Source organism: Solicola agrisoli (assembly GCF_049059935.1).
In the GTDB taxonomy this organism is placed as follows: domain Bacteria; phylum Actinomycetota; class Actinomycetes; order Propionibacteriales; family Nocardioidaceae; genus JAURVT01.
The window spans coordinates 1-26,150 of sequence record NZ_JBMGQR010000061.1 but is presented as its reverse complement, the minus strand read 5'-3'; the positions used below and the strand labels follow the sequence as shown (position 1 = coordinate 26,150).

Sequence of the window (26,150 nt, the reverse complement as noted above, 5' to 3'; positions counted from 1 at the left end):
CCGGCTTCTCGCGCAACGTGCCCGAGCTGCTCGGCGCGCGCGTCGTCCAGGGCCTCGGCATGGGCGGCCTGACGGCCCTCGCGCAGTCGATCATCGGCTCGGTCATCCCGCCCCGCGTCCGCGGCCGCTACAGCGGGTACATGGGTGCCGTGATGGCGCTGGCGACCGTCAGCGGCCCGCTCATCGGCGGCGTCATCGTCGACACCCCGGCCCTGGGCTGGCGCTGGTGCTTCTTCGTCTGCGTCCCGCTGGCCGTGATGAGCCTCGGCGTCCTGCAGAAGTTCCTCCACGTCGAGACGATCAAGCGCAAGGTGAAGATCGACTACCTCGGCGCCCTGCTGATCTCGGCCGGCGCGAGCCTGCCCCTGCTGTGGGTCTCCTTCGCCGGCAACGACTTCGCGTGGATGTCCTGGCAGACCGCCGCGTTCCTCGGCGGCACCGTCGTGGCCGTCGGCCTGGCGATCGTCGTGGAGAGCAAGCACCCCGAGCCGCTCGTCCCGCTCACCGTCGTCAAGGACCGCACCACGGCCCTGGCGATCATCGCCAGCGTCGCCGTCGGCATCGCGATGTTCGGTGGCTCGGTCTTCCTCGGCCAGTACTTCCAGATCGCCCGCGGCTACTCGCCCACCGAGGCGGGCCTGCTCACCATCCCGCTGATGGTCGGCTCGCTCGTCGGCACCGTCACCGCCGGCCAGATCATCACCCGCACCGGCAGGTGGAAGCGGTTCCTCGTGGGCGGCTCGATCCTGCTCGTCGCCGGACTCGGGATGCTCGGCACGATCGACCACACCACCCCCATCTGGCACCTGTCGATCTTCATGGTCGCCATGGGCGTCGGCATGGGCATGCTGATGCAGAACCTGGTGCTCGCCGTCCAGAACACGGTCGACGTCACCCAGGTCGGTGCCGCCAGCGGTGCCGTCGCGTTCTTCCGCAGCCTTGGCGGTGCGGTGGGCGTCTCGGTGCTCGGCGCGGTGCTGGCCTCGCGGGTCAGCGACAAGATGGCCACCGGCCTGTCCGACCTCGGCATCTCCTCGGCCCAGGCCGACGCCGGCGGTGGCGCCGGGTCGCTCGACCTGAGCGCGATGCCCGCCCCGATCCGCGACCTGACCCGCACCGCCTACGGCGACGCGACCGGCCGGATCTTCCTGATCGCCGCCGCGGTGGCGCTGATCAGCCTGGTCGCGGTGCTCCTCATCCGTGAGGTGCCGCTGCGCACCACCGTCCGCAAGCTCGACGACGACGGCGCGGGCGACGAGCCCGTGCTCGAGTCGGGCGAGGACCGTCCGGTCACCGACGAGACCGCCGCCGACGGCGAGACCGTCGACGTGTCGGCCAGGCCGGCCCACCGCTCCGAGGCGACCGTCGACGCGGCCGAGCAGCAGGAGCGCCAGGCCGTCGCCGCGGTGGACGTCCTGACGCGCGCCGAGCAGTCGGCGGCGCTGCGGGCCGAGGCGGCCCAGGAGGCCGTGCACGACGCGGTCGAGGCCGTCGGCCGCCTGCGGGCGCAGGCGTCGGCGCTGTTCGACCGGGTGGACGCCGAGCTGCGCGAGCTGGAGAAGCAGGTGCCGGAGCGGACCGCCCCGCGTCACGCCGCCGACCCGGCCTCGGTGCTCGACGGCCAGCGCGACCACGGCGAGCTCACCGACGACCTCCGTCGCTACGAGCTGGCGGTGCTGCAGGAGTCGCAGCGCGTCGCCGACGGCGTCGTGTCGCACGCCCGCGACGAGGAGGCGAGCCTGCAGGCCCGCATCGCCGAGCTCCGCCAGGTCGAGGCGCACCTGCTCGCCCGCGTCGAGGGGACGCTCGCCAGCCAGTCCGAGACGTCCGAGCGGATCTGACGCACCACGCACGACGGCCCCGTCGCTCCTCGGAGCGGCGGGGCCGTCGTCGTGTCGGCTAGAGGCCGGCGGGGCCGAGCGGGCTCGTGTCGGAGCGTCGGCGCTCGGGGTGGTGGTCGAGCGCGCGGCGACGCCGGCGGCAGTACTCGATGCCGATCGTGCCGAGGCCGAAGCCGGCCAGGCAGGTCCAGAGCCACCAGACGCGGCCGTTGTCCTGCAGGGTGCCGAGGAACGGCAGCAGGGCGATGCCCGCGACGAGCCAGAGTCCGGCGCCGACGACCATCGTGCGCACGCCGTCGACGTCCAGCGGCTCGACCTCGGCGACGCGGTAGGTGCGGTCGCCGACCTCGAGCTCGGTGACCTCCGGGCGCCCGAGCTGGTGACGGCGAGCGGCGCGCTCCATGCGCTCGCGCTCGCGGACGCTGGGCTCGCGAGGCGGCTCCTGCGCGTCCTCGCCGTGAACTTCTCGTCTCGACCGTGTCACCCGCCCAGGCTACTGCCCGTCGGAGAACGAGCCTCTGCCACACTGCGCCGCATGAGCTCCGACGAGCGGAGCACGCGGAGTGGTCGCGAGCGCAGCGAGTGCCCGCGGAGCACGCAGAGCGATGGAGGAGCCCATCCGATGAGCACGAAGACAGCGCCGGCGGGCGCACTGGACCGGTACTTCGACGTCAGCGCCCGCGGGTCGACGATCGCGCGCGAGGTGCGTGGCGGCGTCGTCACGTTCCTGACGATGGCGTACATCATCGTGCTGAACCCCATCATCCTGTCCAACGCGCCCGACGTGGACGGCAACTACCTGGGCGGCGGCTCCACCCCGGGCGGCGGGTTCGTCACGATCGCGGCCTGCACGGCGCTGGTCGCGGGCCTGCTCACCATCACGATGGGCCTGGTCGCGAACTTCCCGCTCGCGCTGGCGACCGGGCTCGGACTGAACGCGTTCGTCGCGTTCTCGGTGGCCAGCCAGATGACCTGGGCCGACGCGATGGGCCTGGTGGTGATCGAGGGCGTCGTGATCCTGCTGCTGGTGCTCACCGGGTTCCGCAAGGCGGTCTTCGAGGCGGTGCCGCGTGAGCTCAAGACCGCGATCGCCGTGGGCATCGGGCTGTTCATCACCCTGATCGGCCTGGTCGACGCCGGCTTCGTGCGGATGACGGGCAACGGCGGCTCGCCGCTCGGGCTCGGCATCGGCGGCACCCTGCAGGGCTGGCCGGTCGTCGTGTTCTCCCTCGGCCTGCTGCTGATGATCGCGCTCTACGGGCGGGGCGTCCGCGGCGCGATCCTGATCAGCATCGCCATCACCACGGTCGCCGCCGTGGTCGTCGAGACGATCGCCGACGTCGGGCCGACCGTCGTCAACGGCGAGGTCGTCAACCCCACCGGCTGGAACCTCAACGTGCCGTCGTGGCCGACCACCGTCGTCGACCTGCCCGACTTCTCGCTGCTGGGCGAGTTCAACCTGATTGGCTCCTTCGAGCGGGTCGGCGTGGTGACCGTCGTGCTGCTCGTCTTCACGCTCCTGCTGGCCGACTTCTTCGACACCATGGGCACGATGACGGCGATCGGCGCGGAGGCCGGGCTGAACGACGAGGACGGCACGCCCCCGCGCACCCAGCAGATCCTGATCGTCGACTCGGTCGCCGCGATCGCGGGTGGCGCGGCCGGCGTCTCGAGCAACACCTCGTACATCGAGTCCGCGTCCGGCGTGGGCGACGGTGCCCGCACCGGGCTGGCGAGCGTCGTCACGGGCGTGCTGTTCCTGCTCGCGACGGTGTTCACGCCGATCGTCAGCCACATCCCGAACGAGGCCGCCGTCCCCGCGCTCGTGCTCGTCGGGTTCCTGATGATGATGCAGGCCGCGCACATCCCGTGGGACGACGTCGAGATCGCCCTGCCGGCGTTCCTCACCATCGTCCTGATGCCGTTCACCTACTCGATCAGCGCGGGCATCGGCGCCGGCTTCATCGCGTACGTGCTGCTCAAGGTGGTGCGCGGCAAGAGCGCCGACGTCCACCCGCTGATGTGGCTGGTGTCGGTGCTCTTCGTCGCCTACTTCGCCATCGACCCGATCTCCCGCCTGCTCTCCTGACGGCGGCGGCCCCAGAGCCGCCGAGATACGGGTTCTGCACCACCGCAGCGCGCGCGGTGGTGCAGAACCCGTATCTCGCGGACTCGTGGCGGGACCAGAAGGTTGCAAGTTGCACTTAGCCTAGGTCATGACCTAGGCTAAGGACATGCCCTCCGACGCCCAGAAGCTCGCCCAGTCGGTGGCGCGGCTCAACCGTCGTCTTCGCCAGGAGCGGCGCTCCGACCTGACCCCGACGCAGATCGCCGTGCTCGGCACGCTGCGCACGCAGGGCCCGCAGACGCCCGGTGCGATGGCGGCGCTCGAGCGCGTCCAGCCGCCGTCCATGACCCGCACCCTGAACCACCTCGTCGACGAGGGGCTGGTGCTGCGCGAGCCGCACCCGACCGACGGACGTCAGGTGGTCGTCTCGATCGCCGACAAGGGTCTCGACGTCCTCGCCGAGGAGCGCTCGCGCCGCGACGGCTGGCTCGCGCAGCAGCTGACGTCGCTCGACCCCGCCGAGCGCGACCTGCTCCGCCGCTCGGCCGCGGTCATGGAGAGGCTGGCGGTCGTGTGAGCCCGATGTTCCGGGCCCTGTCGATCCGCAACTACCGCGTCTACGCCGCCGGGTCGCTGGTGTCCAACACCGGCACCTGGATGCAGCGCGTCGCCCAGGACTGGCTCGTCCTCGCCCTGACGGGCAGCGGCACCGCGCTCGGCATCACCACCGGCCTGCAGCTGCTGCCGGCCCTGCTGTTCTCGCCCGTCGCGGGCGTGGTCGCCGACCGCTTCCCCAAGCGCCGGATCCTGATGCTCACCCAGTTCGCGATGGGCCTGCCCGCCGCCCTGCTGGGCGTCCTGGCGATCACCGGGACGGTCGAGGTGTGGCACGTCTACGTGCTCGCGTTCACGTTCGGCACCGCCACGGCGTTCGACGCCCCCGCGCGGCAGTCGTTCGTCGTCGAGATGGTGGGCAAGGACGACCTCGCCAACGCCGTCGGCCTGAACTCGGCGTCGTTCAACTCGGGCCGAATGCTCGGCCCCGCGGTGGCCGGCCTGCTCATCGCGGCGCTCGGGTCGGGCCCGGGGGCCACCGGCTGGGTGATCCTGATCAACGCGTTCAGCTACCTCGCCGTGCTGGGCTCGCTGGTGGCGCTCGACCCCCGCCGGCTGCACCCGTCCGACCCGGTGGCCCGCGGCCGCGGCGCGATCCGCGAGGGCGTCCGGTACGTCCGCTCGCGCCCCGACCTGATGCTGCTGCTCGCCACGGTGTTCTTCGTCGGCACGTTCGGCATGAACTTCCAGATGACCAGCGCCCTGATGGCCACCGAGGTGTTCGACAAGGGCGCCGGCGCCTACGGGCTGCTCGGCTCGATCATGGCGATCGGCTCGCTCGCCGGCGCGCTGCTCGCCGCGCGACGCGTCCGTCCACGGCTGCGGCTCGTGGTCGGTGCCGGCGTGGTGTTCGCCGTCGTCGAGGTCCTGGCCGGTCTGATGCCCACGTACACGACGTTCGCGATCATCCTGCCGCTGCTCGGTCTCACGGCGCTGACGATGGTCACCTCGGCCAACGCCACCATCCAGCTCTCCACGACCCCGCAGATGCGCGGACGCGTCGCGTCGCTGTACCTGATGATCTTCCTCGGCGGCACCCCGCTGGGCGCGCCGTTCATCGGCTGGCTCGGCGAGACGTTCGGCGCCCGCTGGACGCTGGTCGGCGGCGGCGGCATCACGCTGGTCGGCATCCTGGTCGCCACCGCGATCTTCGTGCACCGCCAGGGCCTGGTGGTGCGCCCGCACCTCGGTTCGCGTCCGGGCTGGGACGTCGCGACGCGCGAGGTGGTCGCCGAGCGCGAGCGCCAGGAGGAACTGGCATCCTTGAGGTGATGGACACCGACCGCCTTGCCTGGGACCGCTACCTCGCCGTCGTCACCGCCGAGTCCGCGCGGCTCGCCGACACCGCCGACGGGCTGCTCGACGCGCCCGTCCCCAGCTGCCCGGGGTGGACCGTCGACACGTTGGTGCGCCACGTCGCCGGCGTCTACCGGCACAAGGTGCTCGCCGTCCGCCACGGCGTGGAGCCCGACCTCGGCGACGACGGCATCCCGTCGGCCGACCCCGACCCGGTCACCGACCTGCGCCTGGCCGCGGCCGAGCTCGTCACGCAGCTCGCGGCGTCCGACCCGTCGGCCACCGGCTGGACGTGGGCGCCCGACGACCAGACCCACGGCTTCTGGTTCCGCCGGATGGCGCACGAGACCGTCGTGCACCGCATCGACGCCGAGCTCGCCCGCTGCGCCGCCACCGGCCGCGACTGCGCCACGGACGTCGACGTCGACGTCGCGCTCGACGGCGTTGACGAGTTCCTGGCGCTGTTCGTCGGCGGCTCGTGGGCCGAGTCCGGGATCGTGCCGCAGCACCCCGTCGACGCCTCCGTCCGGCTCACCGCCGAGGGTCGCTCGTGGACGGTGCGCGTCGACACCGCGGCGGTCCTCACCGAGCCCGGCACCGAGGGCGACGTCGACGCCGAGGTGGCCGGGTCGGCCGGCGACCTGCTCGCGTGGGTGTGGGGACGCGTGCCCGCCGACGGGCTGTCGGTGAGCGGCGACGAGCAGGCCGTCGCCGAGCTGCGCGCCCGCTTCGCCGAGCTGTCGTGAACCCGCGCTACCGGCGCCTGATCATCCCCGGCCTGCTCGTCGCGCTGCTGGTCGTGGTGGTGGTGGCCTCGCTCACCGGTCGCGCCCGCGCCGACGACGACGGTGGTTACGTCTCCGGTGGTGACGACTCCACCGGTGCCGTCGCCGAGCACGAGCGCGTCTCGGTGGTCCGCGACCGCCGCGTGGGCGAGTCCAGCGGCCTGGTGGTCAGCACCCGTGACCCGCGGCTGGCCTACACGATGAACGACTCCGGCAACGACCCGGTCGTGTTCGTCGTCGAGATCGCGACGGGCGACGTCGTCGGCACCACCCGCCTGCGCGGCGAGGGCTTCGAGGACGTCGAGGCGCTGGCCGTCGACGGCGACGGCACGCTGTGGATCGGCGACGTCGGCGACAACGACGGCGTCCGCGACGACCTCGCCGTCTACTCGACGACCCAGCCGCGGCGCGGCGACCGCACCGCCACGCCCCGGCGCTTCCCCGTGGCGTACCCCGACGGCGTGGCCGAGGACGCCGAGGCGCTGCTGGCCGACCCGGTGACCGGGCGGCTGTCGGTGGTCACCAAGGGCTTCCTCGGCGGCTCGCTGTACCGCCTGCCCGCGCGCCTCGGCACCGACCGCGTCAACCCGATGACCGTCGTCGACGACTTCCGCGCGCCGCTGCTCGTCACCGACGGGTCGTTCCTGCCCAACGGCTCGACCTTCCTGCTCCGCACCTACATCGGGGTGTTCGCCTACGACGCGAGGACCCTCGAGCGCACCTGGGCCGCGACCCTCCCGTCGCAGCCGCAGGGCGAGACGCTGGCCGTCGAGCCCGGGGGCGGGTCCGCGCTGATCGGCACCGAGGGCGTCCCCTCGCCGCTGGAGCGCATCACCCTCCCCGCCGCGGCCACCGGCGTCCCCGCCGGCCTCGTCCCCGCCGGCGGCGTCGTCAACGCCGCGGCCTGACCCGGGTGACGGATTCCCAGGTATACCTGGGAATCTGCGCGAGACATGGGGAACTTTCCGGGTGCTCGGACAGATTGCCGTGCCGAGTGGTGCCCGTGGTGCAGGTGAGACGACGACGCGTCAGCCGGCCCCGTTCGTCGCGACTGCCCCACGCGCCCCACTCCACCTGGAGAACTGTCCCGATACCCGGGAAGTTCTCCGTGTCAGACGAGGATTCCCAGGTATACCTGGGAATCCGCCGCCCGGTCAGGCGGTGAGGGCGGCGACGACGTGGTCGACGCAGGTGGTGAGGGCGGAGACGTCGGAGGGGTCGACGGCGGGGAACATGCCGATGCGGAGCTGGTTGCGGCCGAGGCCGCGGTAGCCGGCGACGTCGACGACGCCGTTCTCGCGCAGCGCCGACACCACGGCGGACGCCTCGACGCCCTCGAGGTCGACGGTGCCCACCACGAGCGACCGCTCGGCGGGGTCGGGGACGAACGGGGTGGCGAACGGGCTCGCCTCGGCCCAGTCGTACAGGCGCGACGACGAGTCGGTGGTGCGCGCGACGGCCCACTCCAGGCCGCCCTGGTCGAGCATCCAGCCGAGCTGGTGGTCCATCAGGAACAGCGACGCGAGCGGGGGCGTGTTGTAGGTCTGGTCCTTGCGGGAGTTGTCGACGGCCGTCTGCAGGTCGAGGAAGGCCGGCGTCCAGCGCCCGGACGCCTTCAGCTCCGCGACGCGGTCGAGCGCGCGCGGCGACATCACGGCGAACCAGAGCCCGGCGTCGGACGCGAACGTCTTCTGCGGAGACAGGTAGTAGACGTCGCACTCGGCGAGGTCGACCGGCAGGCCGCCCGCGCCGGAGGTCGCGTCGACGACCATCAGCGCGTCGTCGTCGGCGCCGGCCACCCGCGTGACGGGCGCCATCACCCCGGTCGACGTCTCGTTGTGCGGCCAGGCGTACAGGTCGACGCCGGCCTCGGCGACGGCCGGCGGACGCGTCCACGGCTCGCTGGTGACCACCACCGGCTCGTCCAGGAACGGCGCCGCCGACACGGCCTTGGCGAACTTGGCCGAGAACTCGCCGTGCGACAGGTGCTGGCTGCGCCGCCGGACGAGGCCGAACGTGGCCGCGTCCCAGAACGCCGTGGAGCCTCCGTCGCCGAGCACGACCTCGTACCCCTCGGGCAGCGACAGCAGCGCGCCGAGGCGCTCGCGGACGCTGCCGACGAGGTTCCTGACCGGGGCCTGACGGTGCGAGGTGCCCATCAGCGCGGTGCCGGTGGCGGCCAGCGCGGCGAGCGCCTCGGGACGGACCTTGCTCGGGCCGGAGCCGAAGCGGCCGTCGGCGGGGAGGAGCGCGTCGGGGATCTTCACGTGACCATCATCGCGTCGCCCCGGCGCCCGCGGACCTCGGGGATCCCGCCCACCCGCGCGACACTGGGACGGTGCCCGAGATGCCGTACCGCCGCGCCGCCGCGGGCGCGGCCGTCCGCGCGGCCCTCGGCGTCGGTCTGCCCCTCGCCGCGGGCGTTCTCGCCGACCAGCGCTCGCTCGGCGTGGTGGCGGCGCTCGGCGGCTTCTGGGCGATCACCCAGGACGGCCTCGACGTCCACCGCAGCCGCCTGCGTCGCGTCCTCGCCGTGGCGCTCGCGCACACCGCGGGGCTGACGTTCGGCCTGCTCGTCCTGCGCGAGGCCGGACGCGGCTGGCCGGTCGTCGCCGCGCTCGCCGTCGCCGCCCTGGTGGGCGGTGCGGTGCAGGGGACGACGCCCGCGCGCACCGCCGCCGGCATGCACGTCGTGCTCGGCACCGTCATCGGCAGCGGCATCGACCTGCCCGGTCCGTGGTGGGAGCCGCCGGCCGCGCTGCTGACGGGCAGCCTGCTCGTCGCGGCCACGAGCGCGGTCCCCGTGCTGCTCCGGCGGCGCCGGCACGAGCGCCTGTCGCTCGCGCACGCCTACGGCTGGGCCGCCATCGGCTTCGCCGCCGGCGACGACCAGGGCGCCGACGGCGACCGCGTCAAGGGCCAGCTGGTGCTGGCGCTCAACCAGGCGCAGGACGTCATCGGGCCCGCCCGCCCCGACCTCGACGACCTCCACGACGGCCTCGCCGAGGTGGTGCAGCTCGGCGAGCTCGTCACCGTGGCCCGCGTCCGCCGCACCACCGTGCCGCGCGAGGTCCGCGACTCGCTGCTCGCCGTGCGCACGCACCTGCTGGCCGGACGTGGACGCGCGCCCGTCGCCGCCGCCCGGGCCGAGAACCGCGAGCGGCTGCGCGGCGTCGACTCCGCCGACCCGGTGACGGCGCGCGTCGTCGCGATCCTCACCCAGGATCCCGACCGCACGGGCGCCTCGGTCGTCCCGCGGCGACGCGTCCAGGGGCTGCCGGTGCGCGAGCGCGTCCGGTTCGCAGCGCTGCTCGCCGTCACGGTGGCGGTCGCCGGCTGGCTCGCCACGCTCGCGACCGGCGGCGGCTACTGGATCCCGCTCACCGTCGCGTTCGTCATGCGCCCCGACCTCGGGCCCGTGTTCGTCCGCGCCCTGTCGCGCGGCGCGGGCACCGTCGCCGGCGTCGCGGTCACCGCCGTCGCCGTGCTGCTCGTCGACGACGTGCGCGGCCTGCTCGTGCTCGTCGTGGTCGCGGCGGCCCTGCTGCCCACGGCGCAGCGACGCGGCTACGTCTGGCCGGTGCTGGTGCTGGTGCTGACGCCCATCGTGTTCGTCTTCCTCGACGTGCTGGGGGAGGGCGACAGCCTGCTCGTCGCGCGCGTGCTCGACACCGTCGTCGGCGTGGCGCTCGTGCTGGTGGCCGACCTGCTGCTGCGCTCGCAGTCGCCGTCGTCGCGCACCGAGTCGCAGGTGAGGTTCGCCGAGCGCGCCGCCGAGCTGTACGCCCAGCGGGGCCCCACCGCCGAGCCCGCGGAGCGCCACGCCCTGCGCCGCGACGCGTACCGCGCCCTGACGCGCGCCCGCCGCTCGGTCGAGCTCGCGCGCCGCGAGCCCCTGCGCAGCCGGCGCCCGTCGGCCGACCTCAGCGCGCGGCTCGACGAGATCGAGCGGGCCGTCGACGTCGCCACGGCCGACGTCGCCGTGGGGCCCGTCGGATAACTCACACCGGGTCGCGTCCCCTCGTTAATCGTCGGTAACGTGCGCCCATGGTGGAACCCGACCCCGTGGAGTCCCCGCTCGCCGAGGACGAGGCGCTGAGGCTCGCGCCCGGCGACGCACCCACGCAGGAGCAGTGGGAGGCCGCGGCCGCCGCCGTCCTCCGCAAGGCCAGGCGTCTGCAGGACGACGACCCCGACGCCGACGTCTGGGGCAAGCTGACCCGCCGCACCCTCGACGACGTCGACGTCCCGCCGCTCGGCACCGCCGCCTCGGTGGCCGACCTGCCGCAGACCGGGCTGCCCGGTCAGGCGCCGTTCACCCGGGGCACCTCCGCCGCGCGCACCGAGGAGGGGTGGGACGTCCGCGTCCTGCTCGCCGACCCCGCGCTCACCAACCAGGTGGTGCTCGACGAGCTCGAGCACGGCGTCACCTCCCTGTGGCTGCGCGCCGGCGAGGGCGCCGTCCCGCTCGACGGCCTCGACGCCCTGCTCGACGGGGTCTTCCTCGACCTCGCGCCCGTCGTCCTGGACGCTCCCGACGACCCCCTCGCCGCGGCCGACGCGCTCGCCGCGGTGCTCGCCGACCGCTCGGTCGAGCCCCACCCCGGCACCAACCTCGGCGCCGACCCGATCGGTTCGGCCGTCCGTCACGGCCGCGACGCCGACGCCGACGCGGTGCGCGACGTCGTCACGTCCGCCGCCGCCAGGGCCCGCGACCTCGGCACGCTTGCGCTGGTCGTCGACGCCACCGTCGTGCACGACCGCGGGGCCTCGAGCGCCCAGGAGCTCGGTTGGGCGACGGCCGTGGGTGCCGCGTACCTGCGCCTGCTCGTGGCCGACGGCCTCGACGTCGACGACGCCCTGGCGCTGCTGGAGTTCCGGTTCGCCGCCACCGACGAGCAGCTCACGACGATCGCCAAGCTCCGCGCCGCCCGCCGGCTCTGGCACCGCGTGGCCGAGCTCGCCGGCGCGGGAGAGGCGTCGCGCGGGCAGCGCCAGCACGCGGTGACCTCACGCGCGATGACCAGCCGCCACGACCCCTACGTCAACATGCTGCGCACCACCGTCGCGACGTTCTCCGCCGGCGTCGGCGGGGCGTCGGCCGTCACCGTGCTGCCGTTCGACGCCGCGATCGGGCACCCCGACGCGTTCTCGCGTCGCATCGCCCGCAACACCTCGGCGCTGCTCGTCGAGGAGTCGCACGTCGCGGCCGTCACCGACCCTGCCGGCGGCTCCTACGCCGTCGAGCAGCTCACCGACGGTCTCGCCCGGGCCGGCTGGGACGAGCTCGGCCGCATCGACGAGGCCGGCGGCGTGCTCGCCGCGCTCGCCGACGGCTCGCTGCTCGGGCGGGTCGAGCAGACCGCCGAGCGCCGTCGCGCCGAGGTCGCCACGCGCACGCGGCCGCTGACGGGCGTCAGCGAGTTCCCGAACCTGCACGAGACGTTGCCCGACCGCGCACCCGACGCCACGGGAGGCATCGGCGTCGAGCGGTGGGCCGAGCCCTTCGAGCAGATGCGCGACGCCCGCGCGTCCACGCCCGCGTTCCTGGCCACGATGGGCACCGTCGCTCAGCACACCGCCCGCGCCACGTTCGCCGCCAACCTGTTCGCCGCGGGCGGCGTCGACACCGTCACCGCCGGGCCCACCGAGGGCCCCGACGACGTGGTCGCCGCCTGGACCGAGGCGGGACGCCCGCCCGTCGCGTGCCTTGCCGGGCACGACCGCACCTACGCCGAGTGGGGCGAGGCGCTCGTCGCCGCGCTGCGCGAGGCCGGGGCGTCCTGGGTCGTGGTGGCCGGCAAGCCGATCGAGGGCACCGACGACTCCGCGGCGGTGGGCGTCGACGCCGTCGCCTTCCTGGGCAGGGCCCGCGAGCAGCTGGAGGTCACCGCATGAGCGTCCCCGAGTCCTTCGCCGGCGTGCCGCTGGACCCCGAGGAGCCGTACGGCCCCGGCGACGCGGACGCGTTCGCGCGTGCCACCGACGGCGCCGAGCCGTGGACGGCGCCCGAGGGCATCGACGTCAAGCCGCTGTACACCGCGGCCGACCTCGAGGGCCTGGACGCCCTCGACACCTACCCCGGCCTGTCGCCGTTCCTGCGCGGGCCGTACCCGACGATGTACACCACCCAGCCGTGGACGATCCGTCAGTACGCGGGCTTCTCGACCGCCGAGGACTCCAACGCCTTCTACCGCCGCAACCTCGCCGCGGGCCAGAAGGGCCTGTCGGTGGCGTTCGACCTCGCGACGCACCGCGGCTACGACTCGGACCACCCGCGCGTGCAGGGCGACGTCGGCATGGCGGGCGTGGCCATCGACTCGATCTACGACGCGCGCCAGCTCTTCGACGGCATCCCGCTCGAGGAGATGAGCGTGTCGATGACGATGAACGGCGCGGTGCTGCCCGTCCTCGCGCTGTACATCGTCGCCGCGGAGGAGCAGGGGGTGAAGCCGGCCCAGCTCTCGGGGACCATCCAGAACGACATCCTCAAGGAGTTCATGGTCCGCAACACCTACATCTACCCGCCGGCGCCGTCGATGCGCGTCATCTCCGACATCTTCGCGTTCACCGCCGCCGAGATGCCCCGGTACAACTCGATCTCGATCTCGGGCTACCACATCCAGGAGGCCGGGGCGACGAACGACCTCGAGCTCGCCTACACGCTCGCCGACGGCGTCGAGTACATCCGCGCCGGGCTCGACGTCGGCCTCGACGTGGACGCGTTCGCGCCGCGGCTCAGCTTCTTCTGGGCCATCGGGATGAACTTCTTCATGGAGGTCGCCAAGCTCCGCGCGGCCCGCGCGCTGTGGGCGCGCATGGTCGGCGAGTTCGGCCCGAGGAACGCCAAGTCGACGTCGCTGCGCACGCACAGCCAGACGTCCGGGTGGTCGCTCACCGCGCAGGACGTGTTCAACAACGTCCAGCGCACCTGCATCGAGGCGATGGCCGCGACGCAGGGGCACACGCAGTCGCTGCACACCAACGCCCTCGACGAGGCGATCGCGCTGCCGACCGACTTCTCGGCCCGCATCGCCCGCAACACCCAGCTGCTGCTGCAGCAGGAGTCGGGCACCACCGGCACGATCGACCCGTGGGGCGGCTCGTACTACGTCGAGAAGCTCACCCACGACCTCGCCGAGCGCGCCTGGGCGCACATCCGCGAGGTCGAGGACGCCGGCGGCATGGCCAAGGCGATCGAGGCCGGCATCCCCAAGATGCGCATCGAGGAGGCCGCGGCCCGCACGCAGGCCCGCATCGACGCCGGGCAGCAGGCCGTCATCGGCGTCAACCGCTACCGCCTGGCCGACGAGGACAAGCTCGACGTGCTGCGCGTCGACAACGCCAGCGTCCTGCGCTCGCAGAGGGAGAAGCTCGAGCGGCTGCGCGCCGAGCGCGACGCCGGTGAGGTCGAGCGCACCCTGGCTGCACTGACCCGCTCGGCCGAGCAGGGCTCGCGCACGGACGGGTCGCTCGACGGCAACCTGCTCGCGCTCGCCGTCGACGCCGCGCGCGCCAAGGCCACCGTCGGCGAGATCTCCGAGTCCCTGGAGAAGGTGTGGGGGCGCCACCGCGCGGTCATCCGTACGATCTCGGGGGTGTACCGCAGCGAGGCCGGGGGAGCCGGCAACGTCCAGGCCGTCGTCGACGCCACCGACGCGTTCGAGGAGGCCGAGGGCCGCCGTCCGCGCATCCTGGTGGCCAAGATGGGCCAGGACGGCCACGACCGCGGCCAGAAGGTCATCGTCTCGGCGTTCGCCGACATGGGCTTCGACGTCGACGTCGGCCCGCTGTTCTCCACGCCCGAGGAGGTCGCCCAGCAGGCGGTCGACTCCGACGTGCACATCGTCGGCGTCTCGTCGCTGGCCGCCGGCCACCTGACGCTGGTGCCCGCGCTGCGCGAGGCGCTCGCCGACGCGGGCCGCCCCGACGTGATGGTCGTCGTCGGCGGCGTGATCCCGCCCGACGACGTGCCGAGGCTCAAGGAGATGGGTGCCGCGGCGGTCTTCCCGCCCGGCACCGTGATCGCCGACGCCGCGCTCGACCTGCTCCGCGACCTGTCGGCGAGCCTGTCGCACTGATGGCGCGGGAGATCGACGTCGAGCTGCTCGCCGAGGGCGTCCGCGACGGCCAGCGCGGCGCCGTCTCGCGGGCGATCACGCTGGTGGAGTCCTCGCGCCCCGAGCACCGCGCGATCTCGCGCGAGCTCCTCGGCGAGCTCGCCGAGGACGCCGGCGGCTCCTGGCGGGTGGGCATCTCCGGCGTGCCCGGCGTGGGCAAGTCGACGTTCATCGAGACGCTCGGCGGGCGGCTCACCGCCGACGGCCACCGCGTCGGCGTGCTCGCCGTCGACCCGTCCAGCGTCCGCACGCGCGGGTCGGTGCTCGGCGACAAGACCCGGATGCCGCTGCTCTCGGCCGACCGCGACGCGTACGTCCGTCCGTCGCCGTCCGCGGGCACGCTGGGCGGCGTCGCGCGGGCCACCACCCAGTCGATCCTGGTGCTCGAGGCGGCCGGCTTCGACGTCGTCCTCGTCGAGACGGTGGGCGTCGGGCAGTCCGAGGTGACCGTCGCCGGCATGGTCGACACCTTCTGCTTCCTCACGCTCGCCCGCACCGGCGACGCGCTGCAGGGCATGAAGAAGGGCATCCTCGAGATCGCCGACGTCATCGCCGTCAACAAGGCCGACGGCGAGCGCGCCCAGGAGGCCGAGTCGGCCGCCCGCGACCTCGCCGGCGCGCTGCGGCTCGTCAACGCCGGCGAGGAGGCGTGGGTGCCACCCGTGCTCACCTGCTCGGCGCTGCACGACGACGGCATCGACACCGTCTGGCAGCGCGTGGCCCGCCACCGCGAGTTCCTGGGCGTCCGCGGCATCCACGACAAGCGCGCCCAGCAGCAGCTCGAGTTCACCTGGGCCCTCGTGCGCGACGAGCTCGACCAGCGACTCCGGCGCTCGGCGTCGGTCCGTCGGGTGCGCGACGACGTCCGCGAGCAGGTGCTGGAGGGCTCCCTGCCCGCCGCCGCTGCCGCCGACGCCATCCTCGCCGCCTACGACGCCGACCCCACCTAGGAGTTGTCGGTGCCTGGTGATGCCCCGGCATCATGACGCACCGACAACTCCGGCGGGGAGGGGTCAGATCGCGGACGGAAGAGACGTGTGGGACGCCGTCAGGGCGGTGGTGCCGGAGGCGTGGCGACGCAGGACGAGGTCGACGAGGCGGGCGTCGGGGGGAGTGCCGGGCAGCAGCAGCGGGTCGGACACGACGTCGGCGCCGGCCTCGAACAGGCGGTTCCAGAAGATGCCGGGGGCGAGCAGGTACGACGCCACGGCCACGCGGGCCTGCGGCCACTGCGCCCGCAGCGACGCCACCTGCTGGGGGACGGTCGGCGCGCCGCTGGCCACGTAGCCCACGCGCACCGGGCCGCCGAGCATCGTGCCGAGCAGGTGCGCGGCCCGGCCCACCTCGCGCTTGGCCCGCGGGTCGGACGAGCCGGCCGCCGCGAGCACCACGGCGTCACCGGGACGCGAGCCGGCGGCGCGCAGCCGGTCGACGAGCAGCGCCATCAGGGCGGGGTCGCAGCCGAGCGGGTCGGTGCGGACGGCGTCGCGGCCGTCGATCGCGCGGGCGATGTCGACGTGCACGTGGAACCCGGCGGCCAGCAGCAGGGGCACCACGACGGCGGGTGCCTGGCAGCCCGCGACGACGTCGTCGACCTCGGGCTGCTGGACGTCGACGAACGCCTCGCGCACGTCGAGCGAGGGGGCGGCGGCTCGGACGGCGCCGACGAGGTCGTGGACGGCACCTGCGCCGGCGGGGTTGCGGGTGCCGTGGGCGCACGCGACCAGGACCGGGCGGACGCTCATGCGACCGGTCCGGTGGGCGCGGTCGGGCCGGCGGCGGGGCGATCGCCCAGCTCGCGAATCACCGCGCGGACGAGCGCCCCCATCCGCGAGCGGTCGGGCACGAGCGGCTCGAGCCCGCGCTCGCGCAGGGGCGCGGCGGTGACCGGGCCGACCGCGGCCAGGACCGTCGAGCCGTCCTCCACGTGCTCGCGCACCGCATCGCCGACGCCGAGCCGGTCGACCACCGAGAGCCAGGCCACCACGCCGGGCGCCGACGTGAACAGCACGGCGGCGTGCTCGCCCCGGGCGGTGGCCAGCACCGACCGGTCGACCGCCTCGGGATCCGGCGGCGGGCCCCACCGGTAGATGACGAGCGGGATCGTGGTGGCGCCGCGCGCGGTGAAGGTCCGAGCGAGGCCGTCGTCCCCGGCGGCGTGCTGCTGGATCGCGATCCGCAGTCCGTCCACGCCCTCGGCGCACAGCCGCTCGGCGACCTCCGCCGCGGTCTCGGACTCGGCCACCCAGGCCGGCTCGAGGCCGGCCGACAGCATCGCACCGCGTGCCTTGGCTCCGCGCGCGACCAGCCGGGTCCGCCCCAGCGCGGCCAGGAGCGACGGGCCGAGCTCGGCGTCCTCGGCCGTCTCGATCCACGCGCGCAGACCCACACCCGTCGTGACGACCACGACGTCGACGGGGTGGTCGACGACCTCGCGGGTGCGGGCGAGCAGGTCGGGCACGTCCACGTCGGACTCGACGCCGAGGGTCGGCGCGTGGTGCACGGTCGCGCCGCGACGTTCCAACGCACCGGCGAGCTCGTCGGCGCGGCGCTGGGCGGTGACGGCGATCGTGCACCCGGACAGGACGGGACCCAAGGTGCTCACCGCACCACGGTCCCAGAACCGGGCCCGCACGGCACGGCCGGACCCGTCGGGCGCCGGGTCGCGAGGGCTCAGCTGAGGAGGTCGAGCACCGCACGCTCGACGACGCCGTGGGTGGCGGGCTCGCCCACGGCGTTGCCGTCGCCGAGGTCGGGCAGGACGTGCTCGATGGTCCGGCCGCCCTCGTACAGGTCGATGACGCGCGGGTCGACGTACGACGCCCGGGCGACCGTGGGGGTGTTGCCGAGGTAGCCCGACACCTCCTGCATCGCCCGCGAGATCGCGCGCTTCTTGCCGGTGCGGCTGTGGGCCACGGACGTCGACACCGCGAGTGCGACGGCGGCCAGGACGGTGGCGTGCCAGGTGCGGAAGTCCTTGGCGGTCATCTCGGCGCCGATGACGTCGCGGACGTACTCGTTGATGTCGTCCGAGGCGATGTCGCGCCACTTGCGTCCGTCGCGGTAGGCGAGCAGCTCCTCGCCGCCACCGCGGCGCCGGCGCATCGTGCGCAGGGCGTCGCGGGCGTCGTCGTCGACGAGCTCGATCTCTTGGCGCTTGCCCGACTTGGCGACGAAGCAGAACTTCATCGACTCGGCGGTGACCACGCAGTGGTCCTTGCGCAGCGTGGACAGGCCGTACGAGCCGTTGTCGGTGACGTACTGCTCGTTGCCCACGCGGAAGAACCCCATGTCGAGCAGGCGGAAGGCCGTGGCGAGGGCGCGCTCGCGCGGCATGCCGGGGCGGTCGAGGTCCTCGCGGACGATCTTGCGGGCGTCGGGGAGGTTGCGGGCGACGGTGAGCACCCGCTCGTGCTTCTCCATGTCGCGCTGGACGCGCCACTGGTCGTGGTACCGGTACTGCTTGCGACCGGCGTCGTCCATGCCCGTGGCCTGGATGTGCCCGTTGTCGTACCGGCAGATCCAGACCTCCTGCCAGGCCGGGGGGATGACGAGCGCCTTGCAGCGGGCCACGTGCTCCGGCGGCAGCCGCTCGCCGGTCTCGTCGAGGTAGCTGAAGCCCTTGCCGCGGGCGACCCGCGTCCAGCCGACGTCGCTCGGGGAGACGGTGCGCAGCCTGACCACCGAGCCATGATCACCTGGCCCGGGGGTGGACGCACGACGAGAGGACGCGCACGATCGAGGGGTGCGGGAGCGGTCGGCGGTCGGTGACGTGGAGCTGCGCGGAGCCTACGACCGTGCCGTCGCGAGCTGGGCCGTCGCCGCCCGGGGGTGGGACGCGGGCACGCTCGCCACCCCCGTCCCGGCGACGCCCGGGTGGCGCGTGCACGACGTGCTGGCCCACGTCACCGGCGCCACGACCGACCTCGTCGCCGACGAGATGGAGGGCGCACCGGGCCCCGCGTGGAGCGCCCGTCACCTCGAGCGGTGGGTGCCCCGGCCCGTCGACGACGTCGTGGACGCGTTGCTCGCCGCCGCGGGCGCGGTGCCCGCGTCGGTCGTCGCCTCATCCGCCCCGACGCCGGTCTGGGACCTCGTGGTGCACCGCGACGACGTGCGCGAGGCCCTCGGCGAGCCACCCGTGGCCGCGGAGTGGGAGCCGGTGCTCGGGCGGGCCTGGACGTTCGTCGCGTCGCGGCCGGGGTGTCCGACGGTGCGCACGCGCGGCGGGGTGCGGGACGCGTCCGGTCCCGAGCTGGTGCTCGACGGTGACGACCACGAGCTCTTCCGGGTGCTGTTCAGCCGACGCTCGCGTCGCCAGGTGGCGGCGCTGACCGGCGGCGGCGCGGCGGCCGTCGAGGCGGTCCAGCTCTTCGGCACCCGCGACGACGACCAGCCGGCGTCAGGCGCCTGACCCCCAGGCGGCGTCCCAGCCGTCGACGTCCTGCGGACCCCGCTCGGACGGGCCGGCGTAGATCGCGGAGGGACGGATCAGGCGGCCGGTGCGCTTCTGCTCCAGGATGTGCGCGCTCCACCCGCCGGTGCGGGCGCAGGTGAACATCGCGGTGAACATGTGCGGCGGGATCTCGGCGAAGTCGAGCACGATGGCCGCCCAGAACTCGACGTTGGTCTCGAGCACGCGGTCGGGACGACGCTCGCGCAGCTCGGCCAGCGCCGCCTTCTCGAGCGCGACCGCGACCTCGTAGCGGGGCGCGTCGAGCTCCTTCGCGGTGCGTCGCAGCACGCGGGCGCGGGGGTCCTCGGCACGGTAGACGCGGTGCCCGAAGCCCATCAGGCGCTGGCCCTCGTCGAGGAGGTTCTTGACGTAGCCGTCGGCGTCGCCGGTGCGCTCGACCTCCTCGATCATGTGCAGGACGCGCGACGGGGCGCCGCCGTGCAGCGGCCCCGACATCGCGCCGACCGCGCCGGACAGCGCGGCGGCGACGTCGGCACCGGTGGAGGCGATCACGCGGGCGGTGAACGTCGAGGCGTTCATGCCGTGCTCGGCGGCCGAGGTCCAGTAGGCGTCGATGGCCTTGACGTGCGCCGGGTCGGCCTCGCCGCGCCAGCGCGTCAGGAAGCGCTCGGTGATGGTGGACGCCTCGTCGATGCGCGACTGCGGCACCATCGGGCTGCCGAGCCCGCGCGCGGCCTGGGCGACGTACGACAGCACCATGACGGCGGTGCGCGCGAGGTCGTCGCGGGCCTGCTCGGCGTCGATGTCGTAGAGCTGGTGCAGGCCCCAGGCGGGTGCCGTCAGCGCGATGGCGCTCTGCACGTCCACGCGGATGTCGCCGGAGTGCACCGGGATCGGGAACGGCTCGGCGGGCGGCAGGCCCGGGTCGTAGGACCCGTCGACGAGCAGCCCCCAGACCTTCTCGAACGGGACGCGTCCCGCCAGCTGCTCGATGTCGACGCCGCGGTAGCGCAGCGCGGACCCTTCCTTGTCGGGCTCGGCGATCTGCGTCTCGAACGCGACGACGCCTTCCAGCCCGTGGTGCACCTCGGTCATGGGGTCACCATGCCACGTCGCACGTGGGCGGCGTCACACCGTGCCGCTACCTAGGGTGGAGCCATGGCGACCGACGACGAGCTGGCGGGGCTGCGCGAGGAGTACGCGGCCACGGGTCTGGACGAGCAGGACGCGGGCGACGACCCCGTCGCGCTGTTCGGGCGGTGGCTCGACGAGGCGGTGGCGTCGGGCATGCACGAGCCCAACGCGATGGCGCTGGCGACCGCGTCGGCCGACGGCGTGCCGGCCGTCCGCGTCGTGCTGCTCAAGGGGTTCGACGCCCGCGGCGCGGTGTTCTACACCAACGGCGACTCGGCGAAGGGCCACGACCTGGCGGCCAACCCGCGGGCGTCGCTGGCGATGCTCTGGCACCCGTTGCAGCGCCAGGTGCGGGTGACGGGGCGCGTCGAGCCCGTCGCGCCGCAGGAGTCCGACGCCTACTTCCGCTCGCGCCCGCACGGCTCGCAGCTCGGTGCCGTGGCCTCACCGCAGTCGCAGGTGGTGGCCGACCGCGACGAGCTCGACCGCCGCTACGCCGAGGTGGAGGCCGCGTACCCCCACGACGTCCCGCGTCCGGAGCAGTGGGGCGGCTTCCGCGTCGCGCTCGACGTCGTCGAGTTCTGGCACGGCCGCCAGGGCCGCATGCACGACCGTCTGCGCTTCACCGCGTCCGGCGACTCCTGGACGCGCGAACGCCTCGCGCCGTAGCGCGAGGCGTTCGAGCAAGAGTCAAGAATTCGGGATGCGTGGCGTCCGAATCAGAGGACCTTTCCGCAGACGGGCCACTGGCCGGCACCGGCGCGCTTCTTGAGCTTCTTGCCCATGTCGATCTGCTTCAGGCGGGAGGCCTGGTGGGGCAGGCCGTCGCCGCCGACGGCGCGCCAGGTGCTCTTGGAGAACTGCAGCCCGCCGTAGTAGCCGTTGCCGGTGGCGGTCTTCCAGTTGCCGCCGGACTCGCACTTGGCGAGCTTGTCCCACTTGCGGTCGCCGGGGAACGTGGCGACGGCGACCTTCCGGCCGGCCTTGGGGGAGCGGGCGGTGGCCAGGCCGCTGCCGGCCTTGGGGACGAACACGGCGCGGATCTTGTACCGGCCGGGCTCGGTGGTGCGGGGCAGCGTGACGCGGGCGACGCCGCCGTGCACGGCGGCCTTGGCGACGCGCTTGCCGCCGGCCTTGAAGTTGACGTGGCCGCGGGCGCGGCGTCCGTCGCGGGGCTTGACCTTCGCGGTCAGCGTGACGCGCGGCTTCTCGCGCTGGGTCTGCGAGCTGGCGGACTTGGAGATGCTGACCTGGGACGAGACGCCCTTGGAGGCGCCGGCGGGGGACGCCACGGCGAGGCCGAAGCCTCCGGTGACGAGGGCGAGCGACGTGACGGTCGCAACGGTGCTCTTGCGCATGAGACGGGGGTTCTCCTGCTGCTTCGGGGGCAAAACCCGGTCGACGATACGGGATCTGCCGCCGATGTCACGAGAGGGTCACGAGCCTCACACCTGCCGGAGACGTGGAACGGCCCGCAGGGTCGGTGCTGAGCACCAGTCGAGGGGACTAGACCTCGACACCCTGCGGGCCGGGTGACTGCGGGGGATTGGCCGCCGCCGAGACGCTGAGTTGAGCGGCCGGAAGCCTGCGTGGCCCCTGCGTCAGCGGCTAGCTCGCAGCCACCTCACAAGTCCAAGAATCACTCACTACTGGACCACCTCCTCTCCGTGTACGAGAAACCGTACGCCGCCTCCCGGCGTCGGACAAGAAGGTTTCTGCGTGCAAGGATCGGCTCTCGTGGCTGCTCGTCTCGGTGCTCTGTCGCTGCTCGTCACCGACGTCCGGCCGCTGCGGGAGTCGCCGGCGTACCGGCGGCTGTGGTTCGGCCAGACGGTCTCGCAGCTCGGCGCCCAGATGGCCGCGGTGACGATCGCCTACCAGGTCTACGTGATCACCCGGTCGTCCTTCGCGGTCGGACTGGTCGGGCTGTTCGCGCTGGTGCCGCTCGTGGCGTTCGGCCTCTACGGGGGAGCGCTGGTCGACGCGTTCGACCGGCGCACGGTCGCGCTCGTCTCGGCGCTCGGGCTGTGGGCGTGCTCGCTGGTGCTGGTCGCCCAGGCGTACGCCGGGGTCGACTCGGTGGGCCTGCTCTACGGGGTGGTCGCGGTGCAGTCGGGCCTGTTCGCGGTCAACAACCCCGCCCGCTCGGCGATGCTGCCCCGGCTGCTGCGGGCCGAGCTGCTGCCCGCGGCGAACGCCCTGAGCATGGCGTCGTTCAACCTCGGGATGACGGTCGGGCCGCTGCTCGCGGGCGTGCTGATCGGCTGGCACGGCGTCGAGGTGACGTACTCGGTGGACGCGCTGACGTTCCTGGCCGCGCTGTACGCGCTCGTGCGGCTCCCGCCCGTCCCGCCGGCCGAGCGGACGGGGACGCCCGGTCTGCGCTCGGTGCTGGAGGGCCTGCGGTTCCTGCGGCACGCCCCCAACCTGCGGATGACGTTCGTCCTCGACCTGTGCGCGATGGTGCTCGCGCAGCCGCGTGCGCTGTTCCCCGCGCTGGCGCTCGGCGTCTACGCCGGCGGCCCGTCGACGCTCGGCCTGCTGCAGGCGGCACCGGCGATCGGCTCGATCGTCGCGTTCTCGGTGTCGGGCTGGATCGGACGCGTGCACCGGCACGGGCTCGCGGTAGCCGTCGCGGTCGCCGCCTACGGCGCCGCGGTGCTGCTGGCGGGCGTCGGCGCCGTCGGGCTGCCGGGCGTCCTGTGGCTCGTGGTGACGCTGCTGGCGCTGACCGGCTCGGCCGACATGGTCTCGTCGGCCTACCGCTCGACGATGCTGCAGACGGCCGCGCCCGACGCGCTGCGCGGCCGTCTGCAGGGGGTGTTCACCGTGGTGGTCGCCGGCGGCCCGCGTCTCGGCGACTTCGTGGCCGGCAGCCTCGCGTCGGCGACGTCCGAGCCGGTGGCGCTCGTCGTCGGCGGCGCGGCCTGCGTGGTCGGCGTCGTGCTCGCGGTGTCGCTGAACCGTCGTTTCCTGGCCTACGACGCCCGCGAGCCGACGCCCTAGGACTCAGCCGGCGGCGGCCTCGGTGAGCCCGTCGCGCAGCGTGGTGGTGGGGCGGCCGATCAGGTCGCGCAGGTCGGACGTCGCGTCGGCGAGGTCGCCGCGGGCGATGTTCGCGTCGAGCGTGGCCACGAAGCCGGCGGTGCCCTCGTCGAGGCCCGCCTGGACGAGGATGCGCTGGTGCTCCTCGGAGCTCACGGGACGGTAGACGACCGCGCGGCCGGTGAGGTCGCCGAGGACGTCGGCGAGGTCGTCGAACGACCACGCGACGTCGCCGCTGAGCTCGTAGGTGCGGCCCTCGTGCCCGTCGGTCGTCAGCACGACGGCAGCACCCTCGGCGAAGTCGCGACGGGTGGCGCTGGCCACGCGTCCGTCGGCGGCGCTGGCGACCAGGGCGCCGGTGGCGCGGGCCTGCTCGACCTGCGGGAGGTAGTTCTCGGTGTACCAGTTGTTGCGGAGCACGGTGAACGGGACGCCGGAGGCGCGCAGCACCTCCTCGGTCGCCTTGTGCTCGGGGGCGAGCACGAGGCCGGAGGTGTCGGCGTGCGGCGCGCTCGTGTACACGACGCTGGCGACGCCGGCCTCGGCGGCGGCCTCGATCGCGGCGGTGTGCTGCGCCACGCGCTGGCCGACCGCGTCGGTCGAGACCAGGAGCACGGTGTCGCCCGCGGCGAAGGCGCCGTCGAGCGTCGCGGGGTCGTCGAGGTCGACGCGCCGGGTGCGCACGCCGTCGGACTCGAGACCGGCGAGCTTGTCGGCGTCGCGGCCGGTGGCCAGGACGTCGGCGGCGGGGACGCCGCGCTCGAGCAGGGCGGCGACGACGAGGCGGCCGAGCTGGCCGGTGGCTCCGGTGACGACGATCGACATGGGGGACTCCTGTGGGAGGGGACGGTGGGCCGGGAACGGCTTGGTTGACGCTACAACCAACCGCCCGCCGCCCTTGTTCCCGCCGAGCTGTCGGTGCGTGGTGACGTCAGGGCATCACCACGCACCGACAGGTGCGGGGACGGGGTGGGTCAGGCGGCGAACCAGGCGCCGGCGTTGCCCGGCAGCGAGGTGCCGTCGAGCGGGACGGACGACACGAGCGGCGCGCCGAGGTCGGCGACGTCCACCGGGGCGTCGCCGCAGTTGACCACGCAGACCAGGCCGGGCTCGCCGTCGCGGGCGAAGGCGAGCACGTCGTCACCGCGGTCGAGGAACCTCAGGCCGCCGTCGAGCCCGTCCACCAGGTCGTGACGGACGGCCAGCGCCGCGCGGAAGAACGACAACGTGGACGCGGGGTCGTCGGCCTGCGCCTCGACGCTGAGCGCGCCGAACTCCGCGGGCATCGGCAGCCAGGGCTGGCCCTCGCCGGGTCCGAAGCCGAACGGCGCCTGAGTGCCCGACCACGGCACCGGGATGCGGCACCCGTCGCGTCCGACGCCGCCGCCGCGCAGGTACATCGGGTCCTGACGGTCCTCGGGTGCGACGTCCACCTGCGGCAGGCCGAGCTCCTCGCCCTGCCAGATGTACGCCGAGCCCGGCATCGCGAGCATGGCCAGCGTCGCGGCCTTGGCGCGCTCGAGGCCGACGGTGCCGCCGCCGTAGCGGGTGACGGTGCGCGTGACGTCGTGGTTCGACAGCACCCAGGTGGGGGTGGCGCCGACCGGGCCGACGGCCGCGTAGGTGTCCTCGACGACCTGCCGGAACGCCGCCGCGGACCACTCCGCCTCGAGCCAGTGGAAGTTGAAGACCTGCTGCATCTCGTCGGGGCGGACGTACATCGCCATCGACTCGGCGTCGGCGGTCCACGCCTCGCCGATCATCATCCGGTCGCCGTCGTACTCGTCGAGCACCCGCCGCCAGCGTCGGTAGATCTCGTGCACGCCGGGCTGGTCCCAGTAGGGGCGCTCGTGGTGCGAGACCATCTCGCCGCCCTCGGCCGGCTCCTCGGCGTCGCCGGCGGCGTCGGGCAGGCCGTCGGCCTTGACCATGCCGTGGGCGACGTCGACGCGGAAGCCGTCGGCGCCGCGGTCGAGCCAGAACCGCAGGACGGACTCGAACTCGTCGCCCACCTCGGGGTTGTCCCAGTCGAAGTCGGGCTGGTCCTGCTCGAAGATGTGCAGGTACCACTGGCCGTCGGGCACCCGCGTCCACGCCGGGCCGCCGAACTGCGAGCGCCAGTTGTTGGGCGGCTGCGAGCCGTCCTCTCCCTTGCCCTCGCGGAAGATGTAGCGGGCGCGCTCGGGGCTGCCGGGCGCCGCGGCGAGCGCCGCCTGGAACCAGACGTGCGCGGCCGAGGAGTGGTTGGGCACCAGGTCGACGATGACCTTGAGGCCCAGGCCGTGCGCGGTCGCCAGCATCTCGTCGGCGTCGGCCAGCGTCCCGAACATCGGGTCGACGTCGCGGTAGTCGGCGACGTCGTAGCCGTGGTCGGCCTGGGGCGAGGTGTAGAACGGCGACAGCCAGACCGCGTCCACGCCGAGCTCGGCGAGGTAGGGCAGGCGCGACGTGATGCCGGGGAGGTCGCCCACGCCGTCGCCGGTGGAGTCGGCGAAGCTGCGCGGGTAGATCTGGTAGCAGACGGCGTCGCGCCACCAGGGGACGTCGGTACGGGTCTCGGACGGCAGCGTGTCGGTCACCGGACGAGCCTAACGACCGCGACGGCTCAGCTGAACGCCGCGAGGTCGATGGTGATCCAGGTCTGTTCGGCGCGCCCGAGGAGGCGGCCGTCGTCGCCGTACAGGGCGGTGGCCGTGAGGTGCTTGCGGCCCTGGACGTCGCGCAGGGACCCGACCGCGACGCACTCCTCGCCGGCCCGTGGCGCCTCGTCGAGGCGGGCGGTCATCCGTCCGAGCACCATCGGGCTCGCCTTGATGCCGGCGGCCCAGC

Annotated in this window: 22 protein-coding genes and 1 pseudogene; 13 read left to right on the top strand and 10 right to left on the bottom strand. The window is 73.9% G+C overall.

The genetic code is table 11. The annotated features are described in order from the left end of the window. The coding region (locus tag ACI6PP_RS17715; protein ID WP_421112943.1) for an MFS transporter at positions 1-1,841 on the top strand (1,841 nt) is incomplete at its 5' end. 58 nt (positions 1,842-1,899) lie between these two features. On the opposite strand, the gene ACI6PP_RS17710 is transcribed toward ACI6PP_RS17715, so the two are convergent. Continuing rightward, positions 1,900-2,325, bottom strand: a complete 426-nt coding sequence (locus tag ACI6PP_RS17710) for a DUF2530 domain-containing protein (protein ID WP_421112942.1) — start codon at positions 2,323-2,325, stop codon at positions 1,900-1,902. 138 nt (positions 2,326-2,463) lie between these two features. On the opposite strand from ACI6PP_RS17710, the gene ACI6PP_RS17705 reads away from it, so the two are divergent. From ACI6PP_RS17705 to ACI6PP_RS17685, 5 genes are all read left to right on the top strand, one after another. Continuing rightward, positions 2,464-3,930 carry an NCS2 family permease gene (locus ACI6PP_RS17705; protein WP_421112941.1) on the top strand — a complete coding sequence of 489 codons (1,467 nt, stop codon included), beginning with the start codon at positions 2,464-2,466 and terminating at the stop codon, positions 3,928-3,930. Between the two features lie 145 nt (positions 3,931-4,075). Beyond that, a complete protein-coding gene (locus ACI6PP_RS17700; RefSeq protein WP_421112940.1) occupies positions 4,076-4,486 on the top strand; it encodes a MarR family winged helix-turn-helix transcriptional regulator in 411 nt (136 codons plus the stop codon). 5 nt (positions 4,487-4,491) lie between these two features. After that, a complete protein-coding gene (locus ACI6PP_RS17695) occupies positions 4,492-5,796 on the top strand; it encodes an MFS transporter (RefSeq protein ID WP_421112945.1) in 1,305 nt (434 codons plus the stop codon). Beyond that, entirely contained in the window at positions 5,796-6,566 is a 771-nt protein-coding gene (locus ACI6PP_RS17690) for a maleylpyruvate isomerase family mycothiol-dependent enzyme (RefSeq protein ID WP_421112939.1), read from the top strand. Before ACI6PP_RS17695 ends, ACI6PP_RS17690 begins: the two co-directional genes overlap by 1 nt. After that, the gene (locus ACI6PP_RS17685; RefSeq protein ID WP_421112938.1) at positions 6,563-7,513 is read left to right on the top strand and encodes a hypothetical protein; all 951 of its coding nucleotides are present in this window, start codon (positions 6,563-6,565) and stop codon (positions 7,511-7,513) included. The genes ACI6PP_RS17690 and ACI6PP_RS17685 overlap by 4 nt, the downstream gene beginning before the upstream one ends. A 246-nt stretch (positions 7,514-7,759) precedes the next feature. Here the strand turns inward: ACI6PP_RS17685 and serC are convergent, their stop codons facing one another. Further along, a complete protein-coding gene (gene serC / locus ACI6PP_RS17680) occupies positions 7,760-8,872 on the bottom strand; it encodes a phosphoserine transaminase (RefSeq protein WP_421112937.1) in 1,113 nt (370 codons plus the stop codon). Positions 8,873-8,952: 80 nt separating this feature from the next. On the opposite strand from serC, the gene ACI6PP_RS17675 reads away from it, so the two are divergent. From ACI6PP_RS17675 to meaB, 4 genes are read left to right on the top strand one after another with little or no spacing between them, the layout of a single operon-like run. After that, a complete protein-coding gene (locus ACI6PP_RS17675; protein WP_421112944.1) occupies positions 8,953-10,605 on the top strand; it encodes an FUSC family protein in 1,653 nt (550 codons plus the stop codon). A 47-nt stretch (positions 10,606-10,652) separates the two neighbouring features. Continuing rightward, positions 10,653-12,503 carry a methylmalonyl-CoA mutase family protein gene (locus ACI6PP_RS17670; protein ID WP_421112936.1) on the top strand — a complete coding sequence of 617 codons (1,851 nt, stop codon included), beginning with the start codon at positions 10,653-10,655 and terminating at the stop codon, positions 12,501-12,503. Then, on the top strand, positions 12,500-14,686 hold the full coding sequence (scpA, locus tag ACI6PP_RS17665; protein WP_421112935.1) for a methylmalonyl-CoA mutase: 2,187 nt from the start codon (positions 12,500-12,502) through the stop codon (positions 14,684-14,686). Before ACI6PP_RS17670 ends, scpA begins: the two co-directional genes overlap by 4 nt. Beyond that, positions 14,686-15,675: a methylmalonyl Co-A mutase-associated GTPase MeaB gene (gene meaB / locus ACI6PP_RS17660; RefSeq protein ID WP_421112934.1), complete on the top strand. Its 990-nt coding sequence runs from the start codon at positions 14,686-14,688 to the stop codon at positions 15,673-15,675. The genes scpA and meaB overlap by 1 nt, the downstream gene beginning before the upstream one ends. A gap of 63 nt (positions 15,676-15,738) precedes the next feature. On the opposite strand, the gene ACI6PP_RS17655 is transcribed toward meaB, so the two are convergent. The 3 genes from ACI6PP_RS17655 to ACI6PP_RS17645 form a co-directional block, all read right to left on the bottom strand. Beyond that, positions 15,739-16,470 carry a sirohydrochlorin chelatase gene (locus tag ACI6PP_RS17655; RefSeq protein ID WP_421112933.1) on the bottom strand — a complete coding sequence of 244 codons (732 nt, stop codon included), beginning with the start codon at positions 16,468-16,470 and terminating at the stop codon, positions 15,739-15,741. Further along, the gene (locus ACI6PP_RS17650; protein WP_421112932.1) at positions 16,467-17,330 is read right to left on the bottom strand and encodes a uroporphyrinogen-III synthase; all 864 of its coding nucleotides are present in this window, start codon (positions 17,328-17,330) and stop codon (positions 16,467-16,469) included. The genes ACI6PP_RS17655 and ACI6PP_RS17650 overlap by 4 nt, the downstream gene beginning before the upstream one ends. Positions 17,331-17,398: 68 nt before the next feature. Then, the gene (locus ACI6PP_RS17645) at positions 17,399-18,409 is read right to left on the bottom strand and encodes a DNA topoisomerase IB (protein ID WP_421112931.1); all 1,011 of its coding nucleotides are present in this window, start codon (positions 18,407-18,409) and stop codon (positions 17,399-17,401) included. 88 nt (positions 18,410-18,497) lie between these two features. Here ACI6PP_RS17645 and ACI6PP_RS17640 point away from each other — a divergent pair, with 88 nt between their 5' ends. Further along, positions 18,498-19,139, top strand: a complete 642-nt coding sequence (locus tag ACI6PP_RS17640) for a hypothetical protein (protein ID WP_421112930.1) — start codon at positions 18,498-18,500, stop codon at positions 19,137-19,139. Here the strand turns inward: ACI6PP_RS17640 and ACI6PP_RS17635 are convergent. Then, positions 19,128-20,237, bottom strand: a complete 1,110-nt coding sequence (locus ACI6PP_RS17635) for a citrate synthase 2 (protein WP_421112929.1) — start codon at positions 20,235-20,237, stop codon at positions 19,128-19,130. The two genes, ACI6PP_RS17640 and ACI6PP_RS17635, sit on opposite strands and share 12 nt — an antisense overlap. Before the next feature lie 63 nt (positions 20,238-20,300). Between ACI6PP_RS17635 and pdxH the strand changes: the two genes are divergently transcribed. Beyond that, positions 20,301-20,945 (top strand): pyridoxamine 5'-phosphate oxidase, encoded by a 645-nt coding sequence (pdxH, locus tag ACI6PP_RS17630; protein WP_421112928.1) that lies wholly within the window; start codon positions 20,301-20,303, stop codon positions 20,943-20,945. A gap of 50 nt (positions 20,946-20,995) precedes the next feature. On the opposite strand, the gene ACI6PP_RS17625 is transcribed toward pdxH, so the two are convergent. Continuing rightward, complete coding sequence (locus tag ACI6PP_RS17625; protein WP_421112927.1) at positions 20,996-21,634, bottom strand: transglycosylase family protein; 639 nt, start codon at positions 21,632-21,634, stop codon at positions 20,996-20,998. Positions 21,635-22,013: 379 nt separating this feature from the next. Here ACI6PP_RS17625 and ACI6PP_RS17620 point away from each other — a divergent pair, with 379 nt between their 5' ends. Continuing rightward, a complete protein-coding gene (locus tag ACI6PP_RS17620; RefSeq protein ID WP_421112926.1) occupies positions 22,014-23,282 on the top strand; it encodes an MFS transporter in 1,269 nt (422 codons plus the stop codon). A 3-nt stretch (positions 23,283-23,285) separates the two neighbouring features. Here ACI6PP_RS17620 and ACI6PP_RS17615 read toward each other — a convergent pair whose 3' ends face one another. From ACI6PP_RS17615 to ACI6PP_RS17605, 3 genes and pseudogenes are all read right to left on the bottom strand, one after another. Continuing rightward, on the bottom strand, positions 23,286-24,146 hold the full coding sequence (locus ACI6PP_RS17615; RefSeq protein WP_421112925.1) for an SDR family oxidoreductase: 861 nt from the start codon (positions 24,144-24,146) through the stop codon (positions 23,286-23,288). 149 nt (positions 24,147-24,295) lie between these two features. Then, on the bottom strand, positions 24,296-25,900 hold the full coding sequence (locus ACI6PP_RS17610) for a glycoside hydrolase family 13 protein (RefSeq protein WP_421112924.1): 1,605 nt from the start codon (positions 25,898-25,900) through the stop codon (positions 24,296-24,298). A 26-nt stretch (positions 25,901-25,926) separates the two neighbouring features. After that, positions 25,927-26,150: pseudogene (locus tag ACI6PP_RS17605) on the bottom strand (hypothetical protein); the annotation flags it as partial.